The organism is Stenotrophomonas sp. ZAC14D2_NAIMI4_6, from assembly GCF_003086875.1.
Taxonomy (GTDB): Bacteria; Pseudomonadota; Gammaproteobacteria; order Xanthomonadales; family Xanthomonadaceae; genus Stenotrophomonas.
The window spans coordinates 3,706,451-3,729,577 of the sequence record NZ_CP025996.1 but is presented as its reverse complement, the minus strand read 5'-3'; the positions used below and the strand labels follow the sequence as shown (position 1 = coordinate 3,729,577).

20 protein-coding genes are annotated in these 23,127 nt (G+C 67.0%); 14 read left to right on the top strand and 6 right to left on the bottom strand.

Annotation, left to right across the window (positions count from 1 at the left end):
* Positions 1 to 30: 30 nt before the first annotated feature.
* Together hslV and hslU are read left to right on the top strand one after the other, a co-directional pair.
* Positions 31 to 582 carry an ATP-dependent protease subunit HslV gene (gene hslV / locus C1933_RS16935; protein WP_005411093.1) on the top strand — a complete coding sequence of 184 codons (552 nt, stop codon included), beginning with the start codon at positions 31 to 33 and terminating at the stop codon, positions 580 to 582.
* 89 nt (positions 583 to 671) lie between these two features.
* Positions 672 to 2,045, top strand: a complete 1,374-nt coding sequence (gene hslU / locus C1933_RS16930) for an ATP-dependent protease ATPase subunit HslU (RefSeq protein ID WP_108750485.1) — start codon at positions 672 to 674, stop codon at positions 2,043 to 2,045.
* A 177-nt stretch (positions 2,046 to 2,222) separates the two neighbouring features.
* Here the strand turns inward: hslU and C1933_RS16925 are convergent, their stop codons facing one another.
* Complete coding sequence (locus C1933_RS16925; protein WP_108754193.1) at positions 2,223 to 2,876, bottom strand: TetR family transcriptional regulator; 654 nt, start codon at positions 2,874 to 2,876, stop codon at positions 2,223 to 2,225.
* Between the two features lie 227 nt (positions 2,877 to 3,103).
* Here C1933_RS16925 and smeD point away from each other — a divergent pair, with 227 nt between their 5' ends.
* From smeD to smeF, 3 genes are read left to right on the top strand one after another with little or no spacing between them, the layout of a single operon-like run.
* The gene (gene smeD, locus C1933_RS16920) at positions 3,104 to 4,291 is read left to right on the top strand and encodes a multidrug efflux RND transporter periplasmic adaptor subunit SmeD (RefSeq protein ID WP_108754192.1); all 1,188 of its coding nucleotides are present in this window, start codon (positions 3,104 to 3,106) and stop codon (positions 4,289 to 4,291) included.
* Between the two features lie 12 nt (positions 4,292 to 4,303).
* Positions 4,304 to 7,426 (top strand): multidrug efflux RND transporter permease subunit SmeE, encoded by a 3,123-nt coding sequence (gene smeE / locus C1933_RS16915; protein WP_108754191.1) that lies wholly within the window; start codon positions 4,304 to 4,306, stop codon positions 7,424 to 7,426.
* A gap of 58 nt (positions 7,427 to 7,484) precedes the next feature.
* On the top strand, positions 7,485 to 8,870 hold the full coding sequence (gene smeF / locus C1933_RS16910) for a multidrug efflux RND transporter outer membrane subunit SmeF (protein ID WP_108754190.1): 1,386 nt from the start codon (positions 7,485 to 7,487) through the stop codon (positions 8,868 to 8,870).
* 324 nt (positions 8,871 to 9,194) lie between these two features.
* On the opposite strand, the gene C1933_RS16905 is transcribed toward smeF, so the two are convergent.
* From C1933_RS16905 to C1933_RS16890, 4 genes are all read right to left on the bottom strand, one after another.
* A complete protein-coding gene (locus C1933_RS16905) occupies positions 9,195 to 9,617 on the bottom strand; it encodes a low affinity iron permease family protein (RefSeq protein WP_108754189.1) in 423 nt (140 codons plus the stop codon).
* Between the two features lie 70 nt (positions 9,618 to 9,687).
* Positions 9,688 to 10,014 carry a hypothetical protein gene (locus C1933_RS16900; protein WP_108750491.1) on the bottom strand — a complete coding sequence of 109 codons (327 nt, stop codon included), beginning with the start codon at positions 10,012 to 10,014 and terminating at the stop codon, positions 9,688 to 9,690.
* A 75-nt stretch (positions 10,015 to 10,089) separates the two neighbouring features.
* Positions 10,090 to 10,350, bottom strand: a complete 261-nt coding sequence (locus tag C1933_RS16895; RefSeq protein ID WP_108754188.1) for a hypothetical protein — start codon at positions 10,348 to 10,350, stop codon at positions 10,090 to 10,092.
* Positions 10,351 to 10,550: 200 nt separating this feature from the next.
* Positions 10,551 to 11,003 (bottom strand): nucleoside deaminase, encoded by a 453-nt coding sequence (locus C1933_RS16890; RefSeq protein ID WP_108750493.1) that lies wholly within the window; start codon positions 11,001 to 11,003, stop codon positions 10,551 to 10,553.
* Between the two features lie 81 nt (positions 11,004 to 11,084).
* Here C1933_RS16890 and ubiE point away from each other — a divergent pair, with 81 nt between their 5' ends.
* The 4 genes from ubiE (at position 11,085) to C1933_RS16870 (ending at position 15,506) form a co-directional block, all read left to right on the top strand.
* Complete coding sequence (gene ubiE, locus C1933_RS16885; RefSeq protein WP_108750494.1) at positions 11,085 to 11,846, top strand: bifunctional demethylmenaquinone methyltransferase/2-methoxy-6-polyprenyl-1,4-benzoquinol methylase UbiE; 762 nt, start codon at positions 11,085 to 11,087, stop codon at positions 11,844 to 11,846.
* Positions 11,847 to 12,040: 194 nt separating this feature from the next.
* Positions 12,041 to 13,969 carry a M1 family metallopeptidase gene (locus tag C1933_RS16880; RefSeq protein ID WP_108754187.1) on the top strand — a complete coding sequence of 643 codons (1,929 nt, stop codon included), beginning with the start codon at positions 12,041 to 12,043 and terminating at the stop codon, positions 13,967 to 13,969.
* Positions 13,970 to 14,160: 191 nt separating this feature from the next.
* Positions 14,161 to 14,892: a hypothetical protein gene (locus tag C1933_RS16875; RefSeq protein ID WP_108754186.1), complete on the top strand. Its 732-nt coding sequence runs from the start codon at positions 14,161 to 14,163 to the stop codon at positions 14,890 to 14,892.
* The gene (locus C1933_RS16870) at positions 14,880 to 15,506 is read left to right on the top strand and encodes an HAD-IA family hydrolase (protein ID WP_267896391.1); all 627 of its coding nucleotides are present in this window, start codon (positions 14,880 to 14,882) and stop codon (positions 15,504 to 15,506) included. The genes C1933_RS16875 and C1933_RS16870 overlap by 13 nt, the downstream gene beginning before the upstream one ends.
* 103 nt (positions 15,507 to 15,609) lie before the next feature.
* On the opposite strand, the gene C1933_RS16865 is transcribed toward C1933_RS16870, so the two are convergent.
* Complete coding sequence (locus C1933_RS16865) at positions 15,610 to 16,548, bottom strand: carbohydrate kinase family protein (RefSeq protein WP_108750497.1); 939 nt, start codon at positions 16,546 to 16,548, stop codon at positions 15,610 to 15,612.
* Positions 16,549 to 16,831: 283 nt separating this feature from the next.
* On the opposite strand from C1933_RS16865, the gene C1933_RS16860 reads away from it, so the two are divergent.
* From C1933_RS16860 to rodA, 5 genes are all read left to right on the top strand, one after another.
* Entirely contained in the window at positions 16,832 to 17,878 is a 1,047-nt protein-coding gene (locus C1933_RS16860; RefSeq protein ID WP_005419402.1) for a rod shape-determining protein, read from the top strand.
* A gap of 122 nt (positions 17,879 to 18,000) precedes the next feature.
* Complete coding sequence (mreC, locus tag C1933_RS16855; RefSeq protein ID WP_108754185.1) at positions 18,001 to 19,065, top strand: rod shape-determining protein MreC; 1,065 nt, start codon at positions 18,001 to 18,003, stop codon at positions 19,063 to 19,065.
* Entirely contained in the window at positions 19,062 to 19,547 is a 486-nt protein-coding gene (mreD, locus tag C1933_RS16850; protein WP_005419400.1) for a rod shape-determining protein MreD, read from the top strand. The genes mreC and mreD overlap by 4 nt, the downstream gene beginning before the upstream one ends.
* A gap of 3 nt (positions 19,548 to 19,550) precedes the next feature.
* Positions 19,551 to 21,629: a penicillin-binding protein 2 gene (mrdA, locus tag C1933_RS16845; RefSeq protein WP_108754184.1), complete on the top strand. Its 2,079-nt coding sequence runs from the start codon at positions 19,551 to 19,553 to the stop codon at positions 21,627 to 21,629.
* Complete coding sequence (gene rodA / locus C1933_RS16840; RefSeq protein ID WP_108754183.1) at positions 21,626 to 22,738, top strand: rod shape-determining protein RodA; 1,113 nt, start codon at positions 21,626 to 21,628, stop codon at positions 22,736 to 22,738. The genes mrdA and rodA overlap by 4 nt, the downstream gene beginning before the upstream one ends.
* Positions 22,739 to 23,127 lie beyond the last annotated feature (389 nt).

Genomic DNA, 23,127 nt, shown 5'->3' with positions numbered 1-23,127 from the left:
CATGTCCGGTGAACAGCTATCGGAGGCCGCATGGACCCCAGTCAGAATCCCAACGTTTTCCACGCCACCACCATCGTCTGCGTCCGCCGCGGCGAGCACGTGGCCATTGCCGGTGATGGCCAGGTCACGCTGGGCCACACGGTGATGAAGGGCAATGCACGCAAGGTCCGCCGGCTCGGCCGCGACGGCCAGGTGCTGGCCGGTTTCGCCGGCGCCGCCGCCGATGCCTTCACCCTGTTCGAACTGTTCGAAGCCAAGCTGGAAAAGCATGGCCAGCTGCAGCGTGCCGCCGTCGAGCTGGCCAAGGATTGGCGCACCGAGCGCCGCCTGGGCAAGCTGGAGGCCCTGCTGGCCGTGGCCGACAAGGAAACCTCGCTGATCATCAGCGGCACCGGCGATGTGATTGAGCCGGAGGACGGCATCATCGCCATCGGTTCCGGCGGTTCCTATGCCCTGTCGGCCGCCCGCGCGCTGATGGCGCACACCGAACTGGATGCACGCACGATTGCCAGCGAAGCCATCGGCATTGCCGGCGACATCTGCATCTACACCAACCGCAACGTGGTGGTCGAGGAGCTGTAAGGCTCCCCGATCCGCCGGGCAGGGCCCGGCGCTACCGGCCGGAGCCGTTCGGTTCCGGCGTCATCGACAACGCATTCGTGAGCACATCCATGTCGAAGATCGAAGTTTCCTCTGCCACCATGACCCCGCGCGAGATCGTGCAGGAACTGGACCGGCATATCGTGGGCCAGCACGACGCCAAGCGCGCGGTGGCCATCGCCCTGCGCAACCGCTGGCGCCGCATGCAGCTGCCTGCCGAGCTGCGCAACGAAGTGATGCCGAAGAACATCCTGATGATCGGCCCCACCGGCGTGGGCAAGACCGAGATCGCACGCCGCCTGGCCACCCTGGCCAACGCACCGTTCGTGAAGGTCGAAGCGACCCGCTTCACCGAAGTGGGCTACGTCGGCAAGGACGTGGAGCAGATCATCCGTGACCTGGCCGACACCGCGGTCAAGCTCTACCGCGAGCAGGCCAAGGTGCGCGTGCGCACGCAGGCCGAAGAGCGCGCCGAAGACCGCATCCTGGATGCGCTGCTGCCGCGTCGCAGTGGCGGTATCGGTTTCGATCCGGAAGCCGCACGCAACGAACCGTCGGCGCAGGACAACGAAACCCGCATCAAGTTCCGCAAGATGCTGCGCAGCGGCGAGCTGGACGAGCGCGAGATCGAACTGGATCTGGCTGCCAACGTCAGCATGGACATCATGACCCCGCCGGGCATGGAAGAAATGGGCCAGCAGTTGAAGTCGATGTTCGCCAATCTGGGCGGTGGCGCCAAGGCACACAAGCGCACGCTGACCATCAAGGCCGCGCGCCCGCTGCTGGTGGAAGAAGAGGCCGGCAAGCTGGTCAACGAAGACGATATCCGCACCGCGGCGATCGAAGCCTGCGAACAGCACGGCATCGTCTTCATCGACGAGATCGACAAGGTCGCCAAGCGTGGCGATAACGTGGGTGGTGGCGATGTGTCGCGCGAAGGCGTACAGCGCGACCTGCTGCCGCTGGTGGAAGGTTCCAACGTGTCCACCAAGTACGGCACGATCAAGACCGACCACATCCTGTTCATCGCCTCCGGTGCGTTCCACCTGGCCAAGCCCAGCGACCTGATTCCGGAGCTGCAGGGTCGTTTCCCGATCCGCGTGGAACTGGGCGCGCTCAGCAAGAACGATTTCGTGCGCATCCTGACCGAGCCCAAGGCCGCGCTGACCAAGCAGTACGAAGCGCTGCTGGCCACCGAAGGCGTCAAGGTCAGCTTCACCGCCGATGCCATCGACCGCCTGGCCGAGATCGCCTTCCAGGTGAACGAGCGCCAGGAGAACATCGGTGCGCGGCGTCTGCACACCGTGCTGGAACGCCTGCTGGATTCGCTCAGCTACGAAGCGCCGGACCGCGACGGTGAAACCCTGGCCATCGACAGCGCCTACGTCGATGCCCACCTGGGTGAACTGGTGCAGGACCCGGACCTGAGCCGCTACATCCTGTAATGCCAGGCGGGGTCGGATCCCTCGCGCCAGCGAGGGCTCTGCCCCCCCGACCCATAACGCATGAGGCCGCCGAAAGGCGGCCTTTTTCGTGGGGTCGGATCCCTCGCATCGCGAGGGCTCCGACCCCCGGATATCTGCGCAGGGTCAGAGCCCTCTCCTGCGGAGAGGGGTCTGACCCTACGGCAGCGGCTCGGGAATCGATCCCGGCACGAACACGCCGTCCTTCACGTAGGCGGCCAGGGTCATGTCCAGCGCCAGCATGCCGTCGCGCTTGAGGTCCATCAGCTCCGGTTCCACCATCGCCCCGTGCAGCACGCCCAGCACGGTGGCGTGCAGCATGCGCGCGGCAATCTTCGGGTCGGCACCGGCGCGCAGTTGGCCCAGGTCCTGCGCCCGGCGCAGCGCACGTTCCATCCGGTCCAGCGCATCGCGGAAACCGGACTGCTGCAGTTCGGCCAGCGCCCGGCTTTCCGACGAGGCATCGCTGCGCAGCATGATCTCCATGGTCTTGCGCAGGCGCTCGTCCTCGGACAGTTCGATGAACGAGTAGATCATCACCGCGCGCAGGTCGTGGATCGGCGTCTGCCGCTCATCGCTGGACGTGCGTTCCAGCTCCTGCATGAAGGGCAGGTGCACCCGCTGGATGATCGCGGCCAGCACCTCGGTCTTGTTCTTGAAGTGCCAGTACACCGCGCCGCGGGTATAGCCGGCGCGCGCGCCGATCATCTCCAGCGTGGTGCGGGCCACCCCGTGTTCATGGAAACAGGCCTCGGCCGCATCAAGGATGCCTTCGCGGGTGGCCTGGGTGTCCTCTTTGGTCTTGCGCGCCATGGGTCGGTGAGTGGGTACGAATGCCGGTGAAACCTGGCTGAATTGTACCGCTTTACAAACAAACAAGCATGTATGTATATTTCGCATCCACGCTCCCCGCCGTGTATGTGCGCCTGCCCATGCCCCGGGGAGGGCAGCCCCCTCGCGACCACCCAGCCCGTTTCTGGTGCCCGGCAGTCGTATCAGGGCGCCCTGAGAATTCCCTCTACCCGCGAGCCCCCAGCCCCATGCACCTGACCCGAATCCGTCCTTTCCTGCTGTCGCTGGCCATCGCCGCGACCGTGGCCGCCTGCGGTGGCCAACCCGAACAGCCCCAGCAAGGCCCCGGCCAGGTGACCGTGGTAACCCTGAAGTCTGAAAGCGTGGGCCTGACCCGCGAGCTGCCCGGCCGTACCAATGCCTTCCTGGTGGCCGAAGTGCGCCCGCAGGTCAGCGGCATCGTCGCCAAGCGCCTGTTCGCTGAAGGCGGCCTGGTGAAGGAAGGGCAGCCGCTGTACCAGATTGAAGACGCCAGCTACCGCGCCCAGGCCAACAGCGCCCGCGCCCAGTTGGCCCGCGCCGAAGCCACCGCCAACGCCGCACGCCTGAGCGCCAAGCGCATTACCGAACTGGCCAAGGTCGATGCGGTCAGCCAGCAGGACCTGGAAAACGCCGTGGCCGCGCAGAAGCAGGCCGAGGCCGATGTCGGTGCCGCCAAGGCCTCGCTGGATGCGGCCAACGTCACCCTGGGCTATGCCCGCATCACCGCGCCCATCAGCGGCCGCATCGGCAAGTCCAGCGTCACCCAGGGCGCGCTGGTCAGCGCCGGCCAGGCCGACGCGCTGGCCACCGTGCAGCAGCTCAGCCCGATCTACGTCGATCTGACCCAGTCCTCGGCCGAGCTGCTGCAGCTGCGCCGCGAACTGGCCGCCGGCCGCCTGCAGGACAACCAGACCCTGCCGGTCACCATCCTGCTGGAAGACGGCAGCGAGTTCCCGCACAAGGGCGCGCTGGAGTTCTCCGAAGTCAGCGTGGACCCGACCACCGGCAGCTACGCGCTGCGGGTGAAGGTGGACAACCCCGATGGCCTGCTGATGCCGGGCATGTACGTGCGCGCGGTGATCGGCGGCGGCGTGCGCGCCGATGCCGTACTGGTGCCGATGCAGGGCATCGCCCGCGACGCCAAGGGCGATACCAGCGCCATGGTGGTGGGCAAGGACAACAAGGTGGAAGTGCGTCCGGTGAAGGTCAGCCGCGCGATCGCCGACAAGTGGCTGGTCGAGGACGGCCTGCAGCCGGGTGACAAGGTCATTGTTGAAGGCCTGCAGAAGATCGGCCCCGGCATGCCCGTGCAGGCCACCGAGAAGGGCGCTGCTCCGGCCACGCCGGACGCCGCCCCGCAGCCTGCCGCGCAGCCGGCCGGCGACGCGAAGTAAGCGGAGAACTCCATGGCACGTTTCTTTATTGATCGACCCATCTTCGCGTGGGTGATCGCCATCATCATCATGCTGGCCGGTGCGCTGGCGGTGATGAAGCTGCCGGTGTCGATGTATCCCGAAGTGGCCCCGCCGGCCGTCGAGATCAGCGCCACCTACCCGGGTGCATCGGCCAAGGTGGTCGAGGACTCGGTCACGCAGATCATCGAGCAGAACATGAAGGGCCTGGATGGCCTGATCTACTTCTCGTCCAACAGCTCGGCCAACGGCCAGGCCACCATCACCCTCACCTTTGAAGCCGGCACCAACCCGGACATCGCCCAGGTGCAGGTGCAGAACAAGCTGCAGCTGGCCATGCCGCTGCTGCCGCAGGAAGTACAGCGGCAGGGCATCAACGTGGCCAAGTCCAGCAGCGGCTTCCTGCAGGTGCTGGGCTTTGTGTCCAACGATGGCAGCATGGATGCCAACGACATCGCCGACTACGTGGGCTCCAACATCGTCGACACGCTCAGCCGCGTGCCGGGCGTGGGCAACATCCAGGTGTTCGGCGGCAAGTACGCCATGCGCATCTGGCTGGACCCGAACAAGCTGCACACCTACAAGCTGTCGGTCGATGAAGTGACCGCGGCGATCACCGCGCAGAACGCACAGGTGGCCATCGGCCAGCTGGGTGGTGCACCGTCGGTGAAGGGCCAGCAGCTCAACGCCACCATCAACGCGCAGGACCGCCTGCAGACCCCGGAACAGTTCCGCAACATCCTGGTGCGCGGTGGCACCGATGGCAGCGAACTGCGCCTGGGCGACGTCGCCCGCGTGGAACTGGGTGCGGAAAGCTACGACTTCGTCACCCGCTACAACGGCAACCCGTCCACCGGTATCGCCATCACCCTGGCCACCGGCGCCAACGCGCTGGATACCGCCGAAGGCGTGCGCGCGGCACTGGATGACATGAAGGCCAGCTTCCCGGCCGGCCTGGAAACGGTCATTCCGTACGACACCACCCCGTTCGTGAAGGTCTCGATCAAGGGCGTCATCAAGACCCTGATCGAAGCGATCGTGCTGGTGTTCGTGGTGATGTACCTGTTCCTGCAGAACTTCCGCGCCACCCTCATCCCCACCATCGCGGTGCCGGTGGTGCTGCTGGGTACCTTCGGCGTGCTGGCCGCGCTGGGCTTCTCGGTGAACATGCTGACCATGTTCGCCATGGTGCTGGCCATCGGCCTGCTGGTGGACGATGCCATCGTGGTCGTGGAGAACGTCGAACGCATCATGTCCGAAGAGGGCCTGTCGCCGCTGGAAGCCACCCGTAAGTCGATGAGCCAGATCACCGGCGCGCTGGTGGGCATCGGCCTGGTGCTGTCGGCGGTGTTCGTGCCGATGGCCTTCATGAGTGGCTCCACCGGCATCATCTATCGCCAGTTCTCGGCCACCATTGTTTCGGCCATGGCGCTGTCGGTGCTGGTGGCGATCGTGCTGACCCCGGCGCTGTGCGCCACCATGCTCAAGCCGCTGAAGAAGGGCGAGCACCATGTGGCCCACCGTGGCCTGGTCGGCCGGTTCTTCAACGGCTTCAACCGCGGCTTCGACCGTTCCAGCGAAACCTACCAGCGCGGCGTGAAGGGCATCATCCACCGCCCGTGGCGCTTCATGGGCATCTTCCTGGCGCTGGCCGTGGTGATGGGCGTGCTGTTCGCGCGCCTGCCCAGCTCGTTCCTGCCCAACGAAGACCAGGGCATCATGATGGCGCTGGTGCAGACCCCGGTCGGCGCCACCCAGGAACGCACGCTGGAAGCGATGGCCAAGCTGGAAGACCACTTCCTGAAGAACGAAGCCGACGCCGTCGAGTCGATCTTTGCGGTGCAGGGCTTCAGCTTCGCCGGCATGGGCCAGAACGCGGGCATGGCGTTCGTGAAGCTGAAGGACTGGAGCGAGCGTGATGCCGACCAGAGCGTGGGTGCGATCACCGGGCGTGCGATGGGCGCGCTGGGCCAGATCAAGGACGCCTTCATCTTCGCCTTCCCGCCGCCGGCCATGCCGGAGCTGGGCATTGGTTCGGGCTATACGTTCTTCCTGAAGGACACCAGCGGCAAGGGCCACGACGCCCTGCTGGCCGCGCGCAACCAGCTGCTGGGTGCGGCAGGGCAGAGCAAGCTGCTGGCCAACGTGCGCCCCAACGGCCAGGAAGATACGCCGCAGCTGCGCATCGACGTGGACGTGGAAAAGGCCAATGCACTGGGTCTGTCGATCAGCTCGATCAACAACACCCTGGCCGCGGCCTGGGGCAGCAGCTACATCGATGACTTCATCGATCGTGGCCGGGTCAAGCGCGTGTACGTGATGGCCGATGCACCGTTCCGCATGAACCCGGACGATTTCAACGTCTGGTCGGTGAAGAACGGGCAGGGCGAAATGGTGCCGTTCAGTGCCTTCGCCACCAAGCGCTGGGATTACGGTTCGCCGCGCCTGGAACGCTACAACGGCGTGTCGGCGATGGAAATCCAGGGTGAGCCGGCCACCGGCGTTGCCTCGGGTGATGCCATGGCCGAGATCGAGCGCATCGCCAAGGACCTGCCGCCGGGCTTCGAGATCGAATGGACCGCGCTGTCCTACCAGGAACGCCAGGCCGGTTCGCAGACCCCGCTGCTGTACACGCTGTCGCTGTTGATCGTGTTCCTGTGCCTGGCCGCGCTGTATGAAAGCTGGAGCGTGCCGACCTCGGTGCTGCTGGTGGCGCCGCTGGGCATCCTGGGTGCCGTGTTGGCCAACACCTTCCGTGGCATGGAACGCGACATCTACTTCCAGGTGGCGATGCTGACCACGGTGGGCCTGACCAGCAAGAACGCGATCCTGATCGTGGAGTTCGCCAAGGAGAACCTGGAGAAGGGCGTTGGCCTGATCGAAGCGACCATGCACGCCGTGCGTGACCGTCTGCGCCCGATCATCATGACCTCGCTGGCGTTCGGCCTGGGCGTGCTGCCGCTGGCCATCGCCTCCGGCGCCGGTTCCGGTGCGCAGCGTGCCATCGGCACCGGCGTGCTGGGCGGCATGCTGGTCGGCACCGTGCTGGGCGTGTTCTTCATTCCGTTGTTCTTCGTGGTCGTGCAGCGCGTGTTCAAGCGCAAGACCGCGGCGTAACCCTGCCGGCGGCGCCGGGCCCTGTCCGGCGCCGCCATCGTGACCCCAAGGTGTCGCCATGAAATTCCATACCCTTGTTCTTTCTGCCGCCGTGGCCCTTGTGCTGGGCGGCTGTTCCACCCTGGTGCCGAAGAACACCGCCGTCGCCCCGGGCATTCCCGCGCAGTGGCCGGCGGAAGCCACCGAAGGCGAAGTGGCCGATGCGGCCGCTGTCGGCTGGCGCGACTTCTTCACCGATGCGCGCCTGCAGGAGGTGATCGGCCAGGCCCTGGCCAACAACCGTGACCTGCGCGTGGCCGTGCTGAACGTGGAAAAGGCACGCGGCCAGTACCGCGTGCAGCGCGCCGACCGCGTGCCTGCGCTGGCCGCGCAGGGGCAGATGCAGCGCAGCGGCGGTGATGTGCCGGTCAGCGAACAGTTCACTGCCAACCTGGGCGTGGCCGAGTTCGAGCTGGACCTGTTCGGCCGCGTGCGCAACCTGAGCGAAGCGGCGCTGCAGCAGTACTTCGCCGTGGCGGCCAACCGCCGCAACGCGCAGCTGAGCCTGGTGGCCGAGACCGCCACCGCATGGCTGACCTACGGCGCCGACCAGCAGCAGCTGAAGATTGCCGAAGCGACCCTGAAGACCTACGAGGATTCGCTGCGCCTGGCCGAAGCACGCCACGAGCGCGGTGGCAGTTCGGGCCTGGAACTGAGCCAGACCCGCACGCTGGTGGAAACAGCACGCACCGACGCGGCGCGTCTGCGCGGCCAGCTGGCGCAGGACCGCAATGCACTGGCGCTGTTGGCCGGCGGCCAGGTCGATCCGGCACTGCTGCCGGACAGCATCGCACCGCAGGTACTGGCGCTGGCGCCGCCGCCGGCGGGCCTGCCCAGCGACGTGCTGCTGCAGCGTCCGGACATCATGGCCGCCGAACACCAGCTGCTGGCCGCCAATGCCAACATCGGTGCCGCGCGCGCCGCGTTCTTCCCCAGCATCCAGCTGACCGGCAGCGTAGGCAGCAGCTCGGGCGAACTGTCTGGATTGTTCGACAGTGGCACCCGGGTGTGGAGCTTCCTGCCGACCATCACCTTGCCGATCTTCCAGGGCGGCAAGCTGCGCGCGAACCTGGACGTAGCCAATGCCGAGCGCGATATCGCACTGGCCGAGTATGAAAAGTCGATCCAGACCGGCTTCCGCGAAACCGCCGATGCGCTGGCGCTGAACGTCAGCCTGGACGAGCAGGTGGCCTCGCAGCAGCGTCTGGTGGAAGCGGCCGAGCTGGCCAACCGCCTGTCGCAGGCACGCTATGACGCCGGCCTGGACAGCTTCGTCACCCTGCTCGATGCGCGCCGTACTGCCTACAGCGCACAGCAGACCCAGCTGCAGGCGCAGCTGGCGCAGCAGGCCAACCGCATCACCCTGTACAAGGTACTGGGCGGCGGCTGGCGCGAGCGCAGCTGAGCCGCGCCCCGGCACGGCCCAGCGCAGGCCGCGCGAGGTTGCCTTGGCTCTGGTAGGTGCCAACCTTGGTTGGCACAACGTTGGCACGCGCGTTGAAAAGCATGCCAACCAAGGTTGGCATCTACCAACGCGGGGTTGCAGGCACGCGCGTTGAAAAGCATGCCAACCAAGGTTGGCATCTACCGAAGCGGGGTTCCAGACACGTGCTTTGAAAAGCATGCCAACCAAGGTTGGCATCTACCAAAGCGGGGTTCCAGGCACGTGCGTTGAAAAGCATGCCAACCAAGGTTGGCATCTACCAAAACGGGATTGCAGGCGCGGGCGTTACACGGCTTCATCATCGCGCGGGGGAACGCGGCATGCGCGTACCCGCGCCAGTGCGTCACCCGCCTCGCGGGCCATGCGCTCGTACTCGGCGCGGATCTCCTCCAGCCGTTCCTCGTCCATCTCTTCCAGATCCAGCAACTCGTTGTTGGCATCGGCCGTGGCGCGGATCAGCTCGTCCAGCTTGATCTGCATCGCCGCGGTATCCGAGTTCTGCGTGTGCTGGATCAGGAACACCATCAGGAAGGTGATGATGGTGGTGCCGGTGTTGATGACCAGCTGCCAGGTGTCGTTGAAACCGAACACCGGGCCGCTGATGCCCCACAGCACCACGATGCTGATCGCCGTCAGGAAGGTCCACGGCGAGCCGGCCGCGGCGGAGGCCTTCTTGGCCAGGGTGTTGAACAGGTTGCGTGCGCTCATCGGGGTCGTTCCAGGGGAATGACGCGGATGATCGGCAGCGGCCCGTGCACGGGCCGTGCAGCAGCGCGGCTCAGGCGCGCAGGCGCGGCGCCTGCTGGCTGCGTACCGGGCTGCTCTGGTAGACGTGCTGCCAGCAGCGTTCGACGAACTCGCGGGCCTGCGCCTCGGTCAGGCGCGGCATGATCTGCAGGGCGTACTGGGTCTGGAACATCTCGTCGCGCTGCGCATCGCTGGCACGCGGCTGGGTGATCAGCGAATCGCAGGCGAACTTGACCCACGGCACGTACGAACCGAACGAGTTGTGCGCAAGCGCGCCATCGGCATGCTGGCGGCGCCAGTGGTCCAGCTCGGCGTCGACATTGATGACCGGGGGAATGGTGGGGACTTCAGCGTGCATGACGATCCAATGGGCAGAAGGTGAAAGGGAGTGGGGGCTGATGCCGAGTGTCGTGGGTTGCCGGTGCATGCAGTGTCAGTGCGGCGTGCATCCGGTGTGCGCATCCAGCAGCTGCGCATGCTCCACCGCGCCCAGTGCTTCGGCCATGTCAGCCATGGCATTGCACAACTGCAACTGGTCGCGTGGGTGCTCGCGCATCACTTCCAGCTGCAGGCCTTGATAGGCAGCCCAGAACGGCGCGCCACGGCGGTGCAGCGCGAATTGCTGGCGCAGGCGTTCACGAATACCGGCAAGGGCCGGGTGGTCGGGCAGGGAAGGTGCGGCGTGCGCGCTCATCGGCTGGCTCCGCCGGAGCAACGGGCCCCGGTGCATTCCACCGTAGGCCCCTTGTGTGCACGCGATGTTAGTGGCGTGTGTGCAACTGACGTGGCTGACTGTGCGCCAGTGCGCACACAACGCCGCAGACGCAACCGGCACAAGGCGGTGCCGGCGCTGAAGAATTCATAAAGCGTGCAGCGCCTTCACTGCGCGGCGGCTTATTCGCCGATGTCTTCGTTCCAGATGTCCGGATGCTGCGCAATGAAACCGCCCAGCAGATCCACGCATTCCTGGCTGTCCAGGTCGATCACGTTCACGCCGTTCTCGCGCAGCCAGTCGATGCCGCCCTGGAAGGTGCGCGATTCGCCCACCACCACGGTGCCGATGTTGAACTGGCGCACCAGCCCGGAGCAGTACCAGCACGGAGCCAGGGTGGTCACCATGATGGTGTCCTGGTAGCGGCGCTGGCGGCCGGCCTTGCGGAAGGCATCGGTTTCGCCGTGCACCGACGGGTCGCCTTCCTGCACGCGGCGGTTGTGGCCGCAGCCCAGCAGGCGGCCATCGTTGTGGTACAGCGCCGCGCCGATCGGCACGCCGCCTTCGGCCAGGCCCTGGCGGGCTTCGGCAATGGCGGTCTGCAGCAGGGCCTGGTAGTCGGGCGTGGTGATCATGCGGGGCTCCGGTGGGTCATGGCCGGCCATGATACGGTGCCGTTGCCCCGCAGCGGCCCCAGCGGTGCGATAATCGGGGGCATGAGCGAATCCCCCTACAAATCCGGTACCACCCACTTCGGGTTCCGCGACGTCGACGCCAAGGACAAGCAGAAGCTGGTCGGGCAGGTGTTCACTTCGGTCGCGCGCAACTACGACCTGATGAACGACCTGATGAGCCTGGGCGTGCACCGGGCCTGGAAGCGCTACTACGTAGCCACCGCGCAGGTGAAGCCGGGCGACCGCGTGCTCGACCTGGCCGGCGGCACCGGCGATATCGCCGCCCTGCTGAAGGAGCGCGTGGGCGCCGAGGGCTCGGTGGTGCTGGGCGACATCAACGCCGGCATGCTGTCGGTCGGCCGTGACCGCCTGACCAACCGCGGCCTGGTGCTGGGCCTGGACTACGTGCAGTGCAACGCCGAAGCCCTGCCGTTCCCGGACAACAGCTTCGATCTGGTCACCATCGCCTTCGGTCTGCGCAACGTGACCGACAAGGATGCCGGCCTGCGCGAGATGTACCGCGTGCTGAAGGTGGGCGGCCAGGCCCGCGTGCTGGAGTTCTCCGAAGTCACCGCCGACTGGTTCAAGCCGATCTACGACTTCCACTCGTTCAGGATCCTGCCGAAGCTGGGCAAGCTGTTCGCCAACGATTCGGACAGCTACCAGTACCTGGCCGAGAGCATCCGCAAGCACCCGCCGCAGGAAGAGCTGAAGGCGATGATGGGGCAGGCCGGTTTCGAGCGCTGCCACTACAAGAACCTGACCGGCGGCATCGTTTCGATCCATTCCGGTTACAAGCTGTAAGCCCTGCCCTGGTAGGTGCCGACCTTGGTCGGCACTGGGTCCACGCCGGGCGCTGACACACCGTGCCAACCAAGGTTGGCACCTAGCAACGCCGCAGGGCGGGCCCCCCGGTCGGCCTTACCCCGCATCGCGCAACGCCTGCGGGGCCGGAGGGAGGTACCATTGGGGTTTGATCCCCGTAACGGTCCCGATTCATGCGTAATCCGCTGATGCTCCTTCCGCTGGCCGTGGCCCTGGCCGCCGGCTGCTCCCAGGAGGCGGCCGCGCCCGCCGCCGCCCCGACTGCCGAAAAGGCCCCCGCCGCCCCCGTGAACGCCGAAAACCGCAGCCACGACGAAAGCTCCTATGCCGAGCCGGACAAGGTCGTCATCAAGGACATCGCGCTGGATCTGAAGCTGGACTTCGACCAGAAGCAGATTGGCGGCACCGCTACCTACACCCTGGAATGGAAGCAGAAGGACGCCCAGCAGCTGGTGCTGGATACCCGTGAGCTGAGTGTTTCCAAGGTCGAGGCCATTGCCGCCGACGGCGCGCGCAGCCCGCTGAAGTTCGAGCTGGCCCCGGTCGACAAGGTGTTCGGCAGCAAGCTGACCATCGAAGCCCCGGCCCAGCCGGCCAAGGTGGAAGTGAGCTACCACACCGCCCCGACCGCCTCGGGCCTGCAGTGGCTGGAGCCGTCGATGACCGAGGGCAAGAAGCTGCCCTTCATGTTCAGCCAGTCGCAGGCCATCCACGCCCGTTCCTGGGTGCCGCTGCAGGACACCCCCAGCGTGCGCTTCACCTACAGCGCGCACGTGGTCTCGCGCCCGGACGTGATGGTGCTGATGAGCGCCGACAACGATCCCAAGGCCGCGCGTGACGGTGACTACACCTTCAAGATGCCGCAGCCGATTCCGTCCTACCTGCTGGCCATCGCCGCCGGTGACCTGGTGTTCGAACCGATTTCCGGCCGCTCCGGTGTCTGGGCCGAGCCGACCATGGTGAACAAGGCCGCCAAGGAATTCGAAGACACCGAGAAGATGATCGGTGCCGCCGAGAAGCTGTACGGCGAATACCGCTGGGGCCGCTACGACATGCTGGTGCTGCCGCCGTCGTTCCCGTTCGGCGGCATGGAAAACCCGCGCCTGACCTTCGCCACGCCCACCGTGATCGTCGGCGACAAGTCGCTGGTTTCGCTGGTGGCCCACGAACTGGCGCACAGCTGGTCGGGCAACCTGGTCACCAATGCCAGCTGGAAGGACATCTGGTTGAACGAAGGCTTCACCACCTACGTGCAGGGGCGCATTACCGAAGCCCTGTACGGCAAGGAAATGGCCGAAATGGAAAAGCAGATCGACCAGACCGACCTGCTGGCCGAAGTGAAGGACATGAGCCCGGCCGACCAGGCCCTGGCGCTGCCGCCGCTGAACGAGCGTGACCCCGACGAAGCCCTGAGCCAGGTGGCCTACGTGAAGGGTTCCTGGTTCCTGGAGTTCCTGGAACAGCGCTTCGGCCGCGAAACCTTCGATCCGTTCCTGCGTGGCTGGTTCGATGACCATGCCTTCCAGAGCGCCAACACCGACCAGTTCGTCGAGTACCTGAAGAAGAACCTGCTGCCGAAGAACCCGACCGCGGTGAGCGAAGCCGAACTGAAGGCATGGCTGGACGAGCCGGGCATCCCGGCGTTCGCCGCCAAGGCGCAGTCGCGCAACTTCAGCAGCGTCGATGCCGCGCGCATCGCCTTCTCCGGCGCCGGCAGCCTGCCGGGCAGCCAGGTCACCGCCGAATGGGGTACCCAGGAATGGGTGCGCTTCATCGACGGCCTGGGCACCACCCTGCCGCTGGACAAGCTGGCCGCGCTGGACAAGGCCTACCACTTCACCGGCACCGCGAACGGTGAAATCGCCATGCGCTGGTACCCGCTGACCATCCGCAGCGGCTACACCCAGGCCAACGAAGCGGCCGGTGCGTTCATCGAGCGCGTGGGCCGTCGCAAGCTGATCATGCCGATCTACGCCGAACTGGTGAAGACGCCCGAGGGCCTGGCGTTCGCCAAGCAGGCCTTCGAGAAGGCCAAGCCGGGTTACCACCCGATCACCACCGCCTCGGTGCAGGACATGCTGGCCAAGGCCGAAGCCAAGTAAGCAGAAGCGCCGGGCACCGCCCGGCGCTTTTTCGTAGAGTCGAGCCATGCTCGACTGCCGTTGCTTCGGTAGAGTCGAGCCATGCTCGACTGCCGTTGCTTCGGTAGAGTCGAGCTTGCTCGACTGCTCTTGAAGAGCAAGTCGAGCATGGCTCGACGCTACATATCTGCGCACACACGAAGGACATCCACATGAAACGTCTGTTCCTGATCGCCGCCTGCACCCTGGCGCTGGCCGCCTGCAGCAACCCCGAAGAAGAGCGCAAGGCGCAGGAAGCGGCGGCCGCGGCCGCGCAGGCGCAGAAGGAAGCCAAGGCCGACGACGTGGCCAAGCAGTACGACACCGCCGTGGCCGCACAGGACTGGGAACGCGCGCGCATCCACGGCGGCTCGCTGCTGGACCAGTACAAGGACACCGCCGCCGCCGAGCGCATTGCCGCCGGCTTCGATGAGGTGAAGGCCAAGGCCGATGCCGCGCGCAACCTGCGCCGCATGCAGGCGCTGTGGCAGTACAACGAGATTCCGGTAGGCAGCAATGGCGTGCAGCGTTCGGCGTCGATCTACAGCAAGGAACGCGTGGACGTGGACGGCAGCGGCGCCAAGCCGGTGCAGCTGGTGTTCCGCGACCACCCCGAATGGAAACGGCACGCCTACCTGGTGCTGCAGGCCGGCGATTTCCGCTGCCCGCAGTGCACGGTGAAGGTGACCGTGGACGGCGGCAAGCCAGTATCGATGGCTGCGTGGCGGCCGAAGACCGACGAGGCCATCGCGATGTTCATCACCGACCAGAAGGCGCTGTGGAAGCTGGCGCAGAAGGGCCAGTCGATCCGCATCGAGTTCCCGGTGAAGGCCGGCGGCACCCGCACCGCGGTGTTCGAAACCGGCGGCGTGGACAGCAGCCGCATGCCGTCGTGGTGGAAGTAACGGCCCGCGCGACGGCGGCACCACCCCTGTCGGCCGTGCGCCACTGGGTGTTCGACATGGATGGCACGCTGACCGTGGCCATGCACGATTTCGACGGCATCAAGCGCGCGCTGGGCATCCCGCCCAGTGCGGACATCCTGGCGCACCTGGCCGGCCTGCCGGCGGCGGAGGCGGCGCAGAAGCACGCCTGGCTGCTGGACCATGAGCGGGCGCTGGCCGCAGGCGCACTGCCGGCGCCGGGGGCGGTGGCGCTGCTGCGTGCGCTGGCCGCGGCCGGCTGCCAGCTTGGCATCCTGACCCGCAACGACCATGCGCTGGCCAAGCTGACGCTGGATTCGATCGGGGTAGGGGATCTGTTCGACGATGGCGCCATCATCGGCCGCGATGAAGCGGTGCCCAAGCCCTCGCCCGATGGCGTGCAGCAGCATCTGCGGCGCTGGGGTGCCAGCGCAGGCGGGGCGGTGATGGTGGGCGACCACGCCTACGATCTGGACTGTGGCCGCGCCGCCGGTGCGCGCACCGTGCTGGTCAACCTGCCGGACAACCCGTGGCCGGGCCGCGCGGATTGGCATTTCGCCGATTGCCGCGCGTTGCACGCGGCGTGGCAGGGCTGATCATTCCACCGTGCCGGGCCATGCCCGGCGTGTCGACCAAGGTCGACACCTACCAAGCGCGTGTCGACCAAGGTCGACACCGACCCAGCGCATTGCCGTTCGGTTAGGCGTTCAGCGCGTAGCCAAATTGCTGCTTGAACTGCTCGTTGAACTCGTCAAAGGTGAAGCGCTGGTTCTGGGTGCCCGGGTGCTCGACCTTCAGCGCGCCCATCAGGTTGCCCATGCGGCCGATGGTCAGCCAGTCGTAGCCCTTCTGGATGCCGTAGATCAGGCCGGCGCGGAAGGCGTCGCCGCAGCCGGTCGGGTCGACCACGCGGCGCTCGTGCGCCGGCGGGATGTCGTAGCTCTTTTCCGGGGTGTGGATCACCGCGCCCTTCGGGCCGCGGGTGGTGATGTAGGCCTTCACCCGGCTGACGATCTCCTTCTCGTCCCAGCCGGTGCGTTCCTGCAGCAGGTTCGACTCGTAGTCGTTCACCACCACGTAGTCGGCCTGCTCGATGAACGCGCGCAGCTCCGGGCCGTTGAACAGCGGCATGGCCTGGCCCGGGTCGAAGATGAACGGGATGCCGTCTTCGTGGAATTCCTGCGCGTTCTGGATCATGCCCTCGCGGCCGTCCGGGCCGACCAGGCCCAGGGTCACGCCCGGCACGCCGCGCACGTGGTTTTCGTACGAACGCATCATCGCGCCCGGGTGGAAGGCGGTGATCTGGTTGTTGTCGTGGTCGGTGGTGATGAACGCCTGCGGGGTGAACAGCTCATCGATCACGCGCACGCGCGACAGGTCGATGCCCAGGCCTTCGAAGTATTCGCGGTAGGGGCCGAAATCCGAACCCACGGTGCCCATCGGGATCGGCTCGCCGCCCAGCAGGTGCAGGTTGTAGGCGATGTTGCCGGCGCAGCCGCCGAACTCGCGGCGCATGCGCGGGACCAGGAAGGACACGTTCAGGATGTGCACCTTGTCCGGCAGGATGTGATTCTTGAACTGGTCCGGGAACACCATGATGGTGTCGAAGGCAAGAGAACCACAGATCAGAGCGGACATCGATGTAAGCCTATGCGGTGAATTTTGGGGTGGGCCGGCCCGCTTCGGCGGGCAAGCAAACGGCGCCCATGGGCGCCCGACGGCGCAAAGGTTACCCGCTGGTGCCGCTCAGGGCCAGAACCGGGTGATGCCCGATCAGGCCGAAAGCCTGTGAAGACGCGGGTTCAGCTAGTTTTTTCCTTGCTCGGCGGCAGGCGGGTTGCTAGGCTTGTCGGCCTCGATTTCTGCCCATTTTTTCGCCATCCCGCGGCGGGCACGACACCCCTCAGGACTCCTTCCTCAGATGTTCAAGAAACTCCGTGGCATGTTCTCCAACGACCTGTCCATCGACCTGGGCACGGCCAACACCCTCATCTACGTGCGCGGGCAGGGGATCGTGCTGAACGAGCCGTCGGTCGTGGCCGTGCGCCAGGACCGCGCCATTGGTGGCACCCGCTCGGTGGCAGCCGTAGGCGCCGAAGCCAAGCAGATGCTGGGCCGTACCCCGGGCCACATCACCACCATCCGCCCGATGAAGGACGGCGTCATCGCCGACTTCACCTACACCGAGGCGATGCTCAAGCACTTCATCAAGAAGGTGCACAAGTCCCGCGTGCTGCGCCCCAGCCCGCGCGTGCTGGTCTGCGTGCCGGCCGGTTCCACCCAGGTCGAGCGCCGCGCCATCAAGGAATCGGCCGAGGAAGCCGGTGCCCGTGATGTGTTCCTGATCGAAGAGCCGATGGCCGCCGCGATCGGCGCCGGCATGCCGGTCACCGAAGCCCGCGGTTCGATGGTCATCGATATCGGCGGCGGCACCACCGAAGTGGCGGTGATCTCGCTGAACGGCATCGTCTATTCGGCCTCGGTGCGCATCGGCGGCGACCGCTTCGACGAGTCGATCACCAACTACGTGCGCCGCAACCACGGCATGCTGATCGGTGAAGCCACCGCCGAACGCATCAAGGTGGAGCTGGGCTGCGCCTACCCGCAGGCGGAAGTGATCGAGATGGAAATCTCCGGTCGCAACCTGGCCGAGGGCGTGCCGAAGATGATCAAGATCAGCTCCAACGAGGTGCTGGAAGCCCTGCACGAGCCGCTGTCGGGCATCGTCAGCGCGGTCAAGCTGGCGCTGGAACAGACCCCGCCGGAACTGTGCGCCGACGTGGCCGAGCGCGGCATCGTGCTGACCGGTGGTGGCGCCCTGCTGCGCGACCTGGACCGCCTGATTTCCGAGGAAACCGGCCTGCACGTGCAGGTGGCCGACGATCCGCTGACCTGCGTGGCCCGCGGTGGCGGTCGTGCGCTGGAGCTGGTGGACATGCACGGCAACGAGTTCTTTGCGCCGGAATAAGCCGTCCCGGCTGCTCCCGCCCGCAGCGCCCCTCCGGGGTGCGGCCTGCCCGCATGGGCCGGCCCGCACCGGCGGGGCGCCCGCATGTTTCCCTTCCGCCTTCTGCCAGTTGAATCGTTGACGTGCCGCCCTACGCCGGACCCCCCGTCGCCTCCCGTTCCGGTGATGCCGCCAGCCCGCTGCGGCTGCTGGCCTATCTGGCGCTGGCCATCACCCTGATCGTGCTGGATGACCAGGCCGGCTGGCTGGCGCGCCTGCGCGAACAGGCCAACAGCCTGGTGCAGCCGGTGTGGTCGCTGGCCGGCCTGCCCGGCAAGCTGGGCAGCCAGGTGAAGGACAGCGCGGCCAGCCATGGCCAGCTGGTGGCCGAGAACCGCGAACTGCGCAACCAGCTGCTGCTGGCCAATGCGCGCCTGACCCGCCTGCAGACCGCCGCACTGGACAACGCCCAGCTGCGCGAACTGCTGAACGTGGCCGAGCGCAGCGGGCTGGACGTGCAGCTGGCGCCGATCCTGGATATCGACCTGGACCCGGTGAAGCAGCGCCTGGTGCTCGATGCCGGCAGCCGCGAAGGCGTGCATGTGGGCCAGGCGGTGATCGACGCCGGTGGCCTGATGGGGCAGGTGATCAGCACCACCGGTGGCACCTCCACCGTGCTGCTGCTGACCGACCCCGACCATGCCGTGCCGGTCACCGTGGCCCGCAACGGCGTGCGGCTGATCGTCTATGGCCGTGGCGATACCCTGGAACTGCGTGACATTCCGCTCAGCGCGGGCGTGGAAGTGGGCGATGAGATCGTTACCTCCGGCCTGGGCGGGCGTTTCCCGGCCGGCTTCCCGGTCGGCACCATCACCGGCCTGCGCCCGGACGATACCCACGCCTTCCTGGTGGGCGAACTGAAGCCGGCAGCGCAGCTGGATCGCGGTCGCGACGTACTGCTCCTGCGCCCGGGTGCGGCGATCCGGATTCCGCAGGCGCTGCGGCAGAGCCTTCAGATGGGGGCTGCCGACGCTCCCGCCGGCAGCGAACCGCAGCCGGCAGGCAGCGCGCCGGCCGCGGCCACATCGGCCGCCCCGGGCGCCTCCGCTCCGGCACCTGCTCCGTCTTCGGCTCCGTCTGCACCGCCGCCGACGGCTCCGACTGCAGCAACGCCCACCGCGCCCACCACGCAGGAGCCCGCACGATGAGCCGCCTGCGCGACAACCCGTGGGTGCTGCCGGCCAGCCTGGTGGTGGCGCTGCTGCTGGGCCTGCTGCCGTTGCCGGCGCTGCTGCAGCCGCTGCGCCCGTACTGGCTGGCGCTGGTGCTGGCCTACTGGGTGATCGAAGCCCCCGAACGCGTGGGCCTGGGCATCGCCTTCGCCAGCGGCGTGGTGGCCGACCTGCTGTACGGCGGGGTGCTGGGCGAACAGGCCCTGCGCCTGGTCATGCTGGCCTTCATCCTGCAGCGCTTCCGCGCCCGCATCCGCTTCTTCCCGATGTCGCAGCAGATGCTGGCCATCGGCGGCCTGCTGTTCAACGACCGCATCGTCAGCGCGCTGGTCCACATCGTGGTGGACGAACCGACCCTGCCGTGGTCGTACTGGTGGGCACCGCTGCTGGGCATGGGCCTGTGGCCGCTGGTGTTCGTGCTGCTGGACGCGGTGCGCTTCGGCAAGCGTGGGCGCTGAGCCATGATTCCGCGCCGGCAGGTGAAGAACCCGCACGCTGAAGCCGAGCAGTTCCGCCGCCGCGCGGCGCTGGGCTTCCTGGGCGTGCTGGTCTGTCTGCTCGGCCTGGGTGGCTGGTACTTCAAGCTGCAGGTGCTGGACCACGACATCTACGCCACGCGTTCGGAAGCCAACCGCATCAAACCGCGGCCGGTGGTGCCCGGGCGCGGCATGATCTACGACCGCAATGGCCGCCTGCTGGCCGAGAACGTGCCGGCCTTCCGCCTGGACGTGACCCCGGACAAGGTGAAGGACATGGACGCCACCCTGGAAGGGCTGGCGAAGATCATCAGCATCAGCCCGGAAGAGCTGGAAGCGTTCAACAAATCGCGCAAGGCGCGCCGCAAGTTCCTGCCGGTCACCCTGAAGCTGCGCATGACCGACGAGGAAATGGCGCGGTTCGCAGTGGACCGCTGGCGTTTCCCCGGCGTGGAGCTGGAACCCTACCTGACCCGTCGCTACCCCTACGGCGACCTGTTCGCGCACATCATCGGCTACGTCGGCCGGGTGGACGACAAGGATCTGGAAATGCTGGGCGAGGGCAATGCGGCCCTGACCCATATCGGCAAGTCCGGCCTGGAGCGCTATTACGAGCACGAGCTGCGCGGCAAGGTCGGCTACGAGCAGGTGGAAACCAACGTGCAGGGGCGGGCCATCCGCACCATCGGCCGGGTGGCCGCGCAGTCCGGTGCCGATCTGCGCCTGTCCATCGATGCCGACCTGCAGCGCGCCATGGTCGCCGCCTTCGGCGAGCAGGAAGGCTCGGCCGTGGCGATGGACCCGCGCACCGGTGAAGTGCTGGCGATGGTCAGCCTGCCGTCGTACGACCCGAATCTGTTCGTCAACGGCATTTCCCATGCCGACTTCAAGGCGTTGAACGAGAACCCGTCGCGGCCGCAGTTCAACCGCCTGGTGCTGGGCGGCGTGGCCCCCGGTTCCACCCTGAAGCCGTTGATCGGCCTGGCCGGCCTGGATTCGGGCGTGCGCCGGCCGGAAGACAAGGTGCTGTCCACCGGCATGTTCTACCTGCCGGGCACCAGCCGCGGCTGGGGCGATTCGCACCGCGGCGGCCATGGCTGGACCGATCTGCGCAAGTCGATCGCGCAGTCGGTGAACACCTACTACTACAAGCTGGCCCTGGACCTGGGCATCGAGCGCTTCGACCATTACATGGAGTACTACGGCTTCGGCGCGCCGACCGGCATCGACCTGACCGGCGAGATCGGCGGCATCCTGCCGTCGCCGGCCTACAAGGCCAAGAGCCGCAAGGAGCGCTGGTACCCCGGTGATACGGTCAACATCAGCATCGGCCAGGGCGACTGGAAGGTCACCCCGCTGCAGCTGGCGCGCGGCGTCAGCGCGTTGGCCGACGGCCAGCTGCGCACCCCGCACCTGGTCATGCAGCAGCGCGCCGGCTTCGACCATGATTGGGTGACCACCGAAGCCGGGCCGAGCAAACCGGTCAGCCCCAATCCGAACAACGTGCAGGCCGTGCGCGAAGGCATGATGGCCACCATGCAGCCCGGCGGCAGCGCCGCGCGCATGGCCGTCGGCGCGCCGTACAGCATGGCCGGCAAGACCGGTACCGCGCAGGTGATCAGCCGCAAGGGCACCGCGGCGGTAAACCCCAAGAGCCTGCCCATGCACCTGCGCCACCGCGCGCTGTTCGTGGGTTTCGCGCCGGCCGAACAGCCGGTGATCGCCCTGGCCATTGCCGTGGAAGGCGGCGGCTACGGTGGTTCGGCCGCGGCGCCGATCGCGCGCAAGATCTTCGATGCCTGGCTGCTGGGCAAGATGCCCGAAGGCATGCAGCCGCTGGACAGCGAGCGTGGCACCACCGCCATCGGCACCACCGCGTTCGACAACGAAGACGTGAACGCGCGCCCGGCCGGCGATGCCGCCGCCGCGCTGCTGGCCGAACGGCCGGTGCTGGTGGGCGTGCCTGCACCTGCGCCTGCCCCCGAGCCCACGCCGGTGCCGCCTGCAGCGGCGGCCGCCGCCCCCAGCGCGCCGCGCCCCCCTGCCGCCGAGGCTTCGCGATGAGAGTGTTCCTGCGCTGGGCCGGCGACATGCTGCGCCGCTTCTTCAGCACCCTGGACTGGGTGCTGTGCCTGGCCCTGGGCGCCTTGATGGCCATTGGCCTGGCCACCTTGAAGAGCGCCGGTGGCGACACCCTGGTGATGGCGCAGGGCGCCCGCTTCATTGTCGGCCTGGCCGCGCTGTGGGCCATTTCGCGCGTGCCGATCCTGCGTATCCGCTCGGCCACGCCGATGATCTATGCGATCTCGATGATTCCGCTGCTGGCGGTGTTCGTACTGGGCACCGGCAAGTACGGGCGGCAGTGGCTGGACCTGAAGTTCTTCTACCTGCAGCCGGCCGAACTGCTGAAGGTCAGCCTGCCGATGATGGTGGCCTGGTACCTGCACAAGATGCCGTTGCCGCCACGCTTCAACACCGTGCTGATGGCGCTGGTGATCATCGGCGTGCCTACCGGCCTGGTGATGCTGCAGCCCGACTTCGGCACCGGCGTGCTGATCGCGGCCAGTGGCGTGTTCGTGCTGCTGCTGGCCGGCCTGCCGTGGTGGTGGGTGGGGCTGGGCGTGGGCGGCGTGGCCGCGGTGGCGCCGGTGGCCTGGTTCTGGCTGCTGCGGCCGTACCAGAAGGACCGCATCATGATGTTCCTGGACCCGGAGATGGACGCCCTGGGCGCCGGCTGGAACATCATCCAGTCGAAGATCGCGATCGGTTCCGGCGGCTTCGACGGCAAGGGCTGGGGCGAGGGCTCGCAGTCGCACCTGAACTTCATTCCCGAACAGACCACCGACTTCGCGTTCTCGGTGCTGAGCGAAGAATTCGGCTGGATCGGCGTGGCCACCGTGCTGGCGCTGTACCTGGTGGTGATCGGGCGCTGCCTGTGGATCGCCAGCCAGTCGCGCGATTCCTATTCGCGCCTGCTGGCCGGGGCCACCGGCCTGGCCTTCTTCGTCTATGTGCTGGTGAACGGCGGCATGATTTCCGGCCTGCTGCCGGTGGTGGGCGTACCGATGCCGCTGATCAGCTACGGCGGCACGTCCGCCGTATCGCTGCTGGCCGGCTTCGGCCTGGTGATGGCCGTGCGCAGCCACAACCCCGTGCACGGCGGCTACGGCTGACACCTTTGGGGGCGGATCGCTCTCTCCGGGGAACGGGATCTGACCCCGATGCATGATGCCGGCGCACGACTGCGCTTTGGCCCTCGTCGCGTAGCGTCAATGGTGCTCGACTACGCTTTGGCCCTCGTCGCGTGCCGACGATGGTGCTCGGCTACGCTTTGGCCTTCGTCGCGTGCCGACGCCGGTGCTCGACTGCGCTTTTGCCTTCGCCGCATACCGATGCCGGTGCTCGACCGCGCTTTGGCCCTCGTCGCGTACCGTCGATGGTGCTCGACTGCGCTTTTGCCTTCGTCGCATGCCGACGAAGGTGCTCGACTACGCTTTTGCCTTCGTCGCATACCGACGACGGTGCTCGACTACGCTTTTGCCCTTGTAGAGTCGAGCTTGCT

Excerpts from the sequence above, each read along its gene's own strand:
- hslV (WP_005411093.1), top strand. The coding sequence starts at position 31 with ATGGACCCCAGTCAGAATCCCAACGTTTTCCACGCCACCACCATCGTC.
- hslU (WP_108750485.1), top strand. The coding sequence starts at position 672 with ATGTCGAAGATCGAAGTTTCCTCTGCCACCATGACCCCGCGCGAGATC.
- C1933_RS16925 (WP_108754193.1), bottom strand. The coding sequence starts at position 2,876 with ATGGCGCGCAAGACCAAAGAGGACACCCAGGCCACCCGCGAAGGCATC.
- smeD (WP_108754192.1), top strand. The coding sequence starts at position 3,104 with ATGCACCTGACCCGAATCCGTCCTTTCCTGCTGTCGCTGGCCATCGCC.
- smeE (WP_108754191.1), top strand. The coding sequence starts at position 4,304 with ATGGCACGTTTCTTTATTGATCGACCCATCTTCGCGTGGGTGATCGCC.
- smeF (WP_108754190.1), top strand. The coding sequence starts at position 7,485 with ATGAAATTCCATACCCTTGTTCTTTCTGCCGCCGTGGCCCTTGTGCTG.
- C1933_RS16905 (WP_108754189.1), bottom strand. The coding sequence starts at position 9,617 with ATGAGCGCACGCAACCTGTTCAACACCCTGGCCAAGAAGGCCTCCGCC.
- C1933_RS16900 (WP_108750491.1), bottom strand. The coding sequence starts at position 10,014 with ATGCACGCTGAAGTCCCCACCATTCCCCCGGTCATCAATGTCGACGCC.
- C1933_RS16895 (WP_108754188.1), bottom strand. The coding sequence starts at position 10,350 with ATGAGCGCGCACGCCGCACCTTCCCTGCCCGACCACCCGGCCCTTGCC.
- C1933_RS16890 (WP_108750493.1), bottom strand. The coding sequence starts at position 11,003 with ATGATCACCACGCCCGACTACCAGGCCCTGCTGCAGACCGCCATTGCC.
- ubiE (WP_108750494.1), top strand. The coding sequence starts at position 11,085 with ATGAGCGAATCCCCCTACAAATCCGGTACCACCCACTTCGGGTTCCGC.
- C1933_RS16880 (WP_108754187.1), top strand. The coding sequence starts at position 12,041 with ATGCGTAATCCGCTGATGCTCCTTCCGCTGGCCGTGGCCCTGGCCGCC.
- C1933_RS16875 (WP_108754186.1), top strand. The coding sequence starts at position 14,161 with ATGAAACGTCTGTTCCTGATCGCCGCCTGCACCCTGGCGCTGGCCGCC.
- C1933_RS16865 (WP_108750497.1), bottom strand. The coding sequence starts at position 16,548 with ATGTCCGCTCTGATCTGTGGTTCTCTTGCCTTCGACACCATCATGGTG.
- C1933_RS16860 (WP_005419402.1), top strand. The coding sequence starts at position 16,832 with ATGTTCAAGAAACTCCGTGGCATGTTCTCCAACGACCTGTCCATCGAC.
- mreD (WP_005419400.1), top strand. The coding sequence starts at position 19,062 with ATGAGCCGCCTGCGCGACAACCCGTGGGTGCTGCCGGCCAGCCTGGTG.
- mrdA (WP_108754184.1), top strand. The coding sequence starts at position 19,551 with ATGATTCCGCGCCGGCAGGTGAAGAACCCGCACGCTGAAGCCGAGCAG.
- rodA (WP_108754183.1), top strand. The coding sequence starts at position 21,626 with ATGAGAGTGTTCCTGCGCTGGGCCGGCGACATGCTGCGCCGCTTCTTC.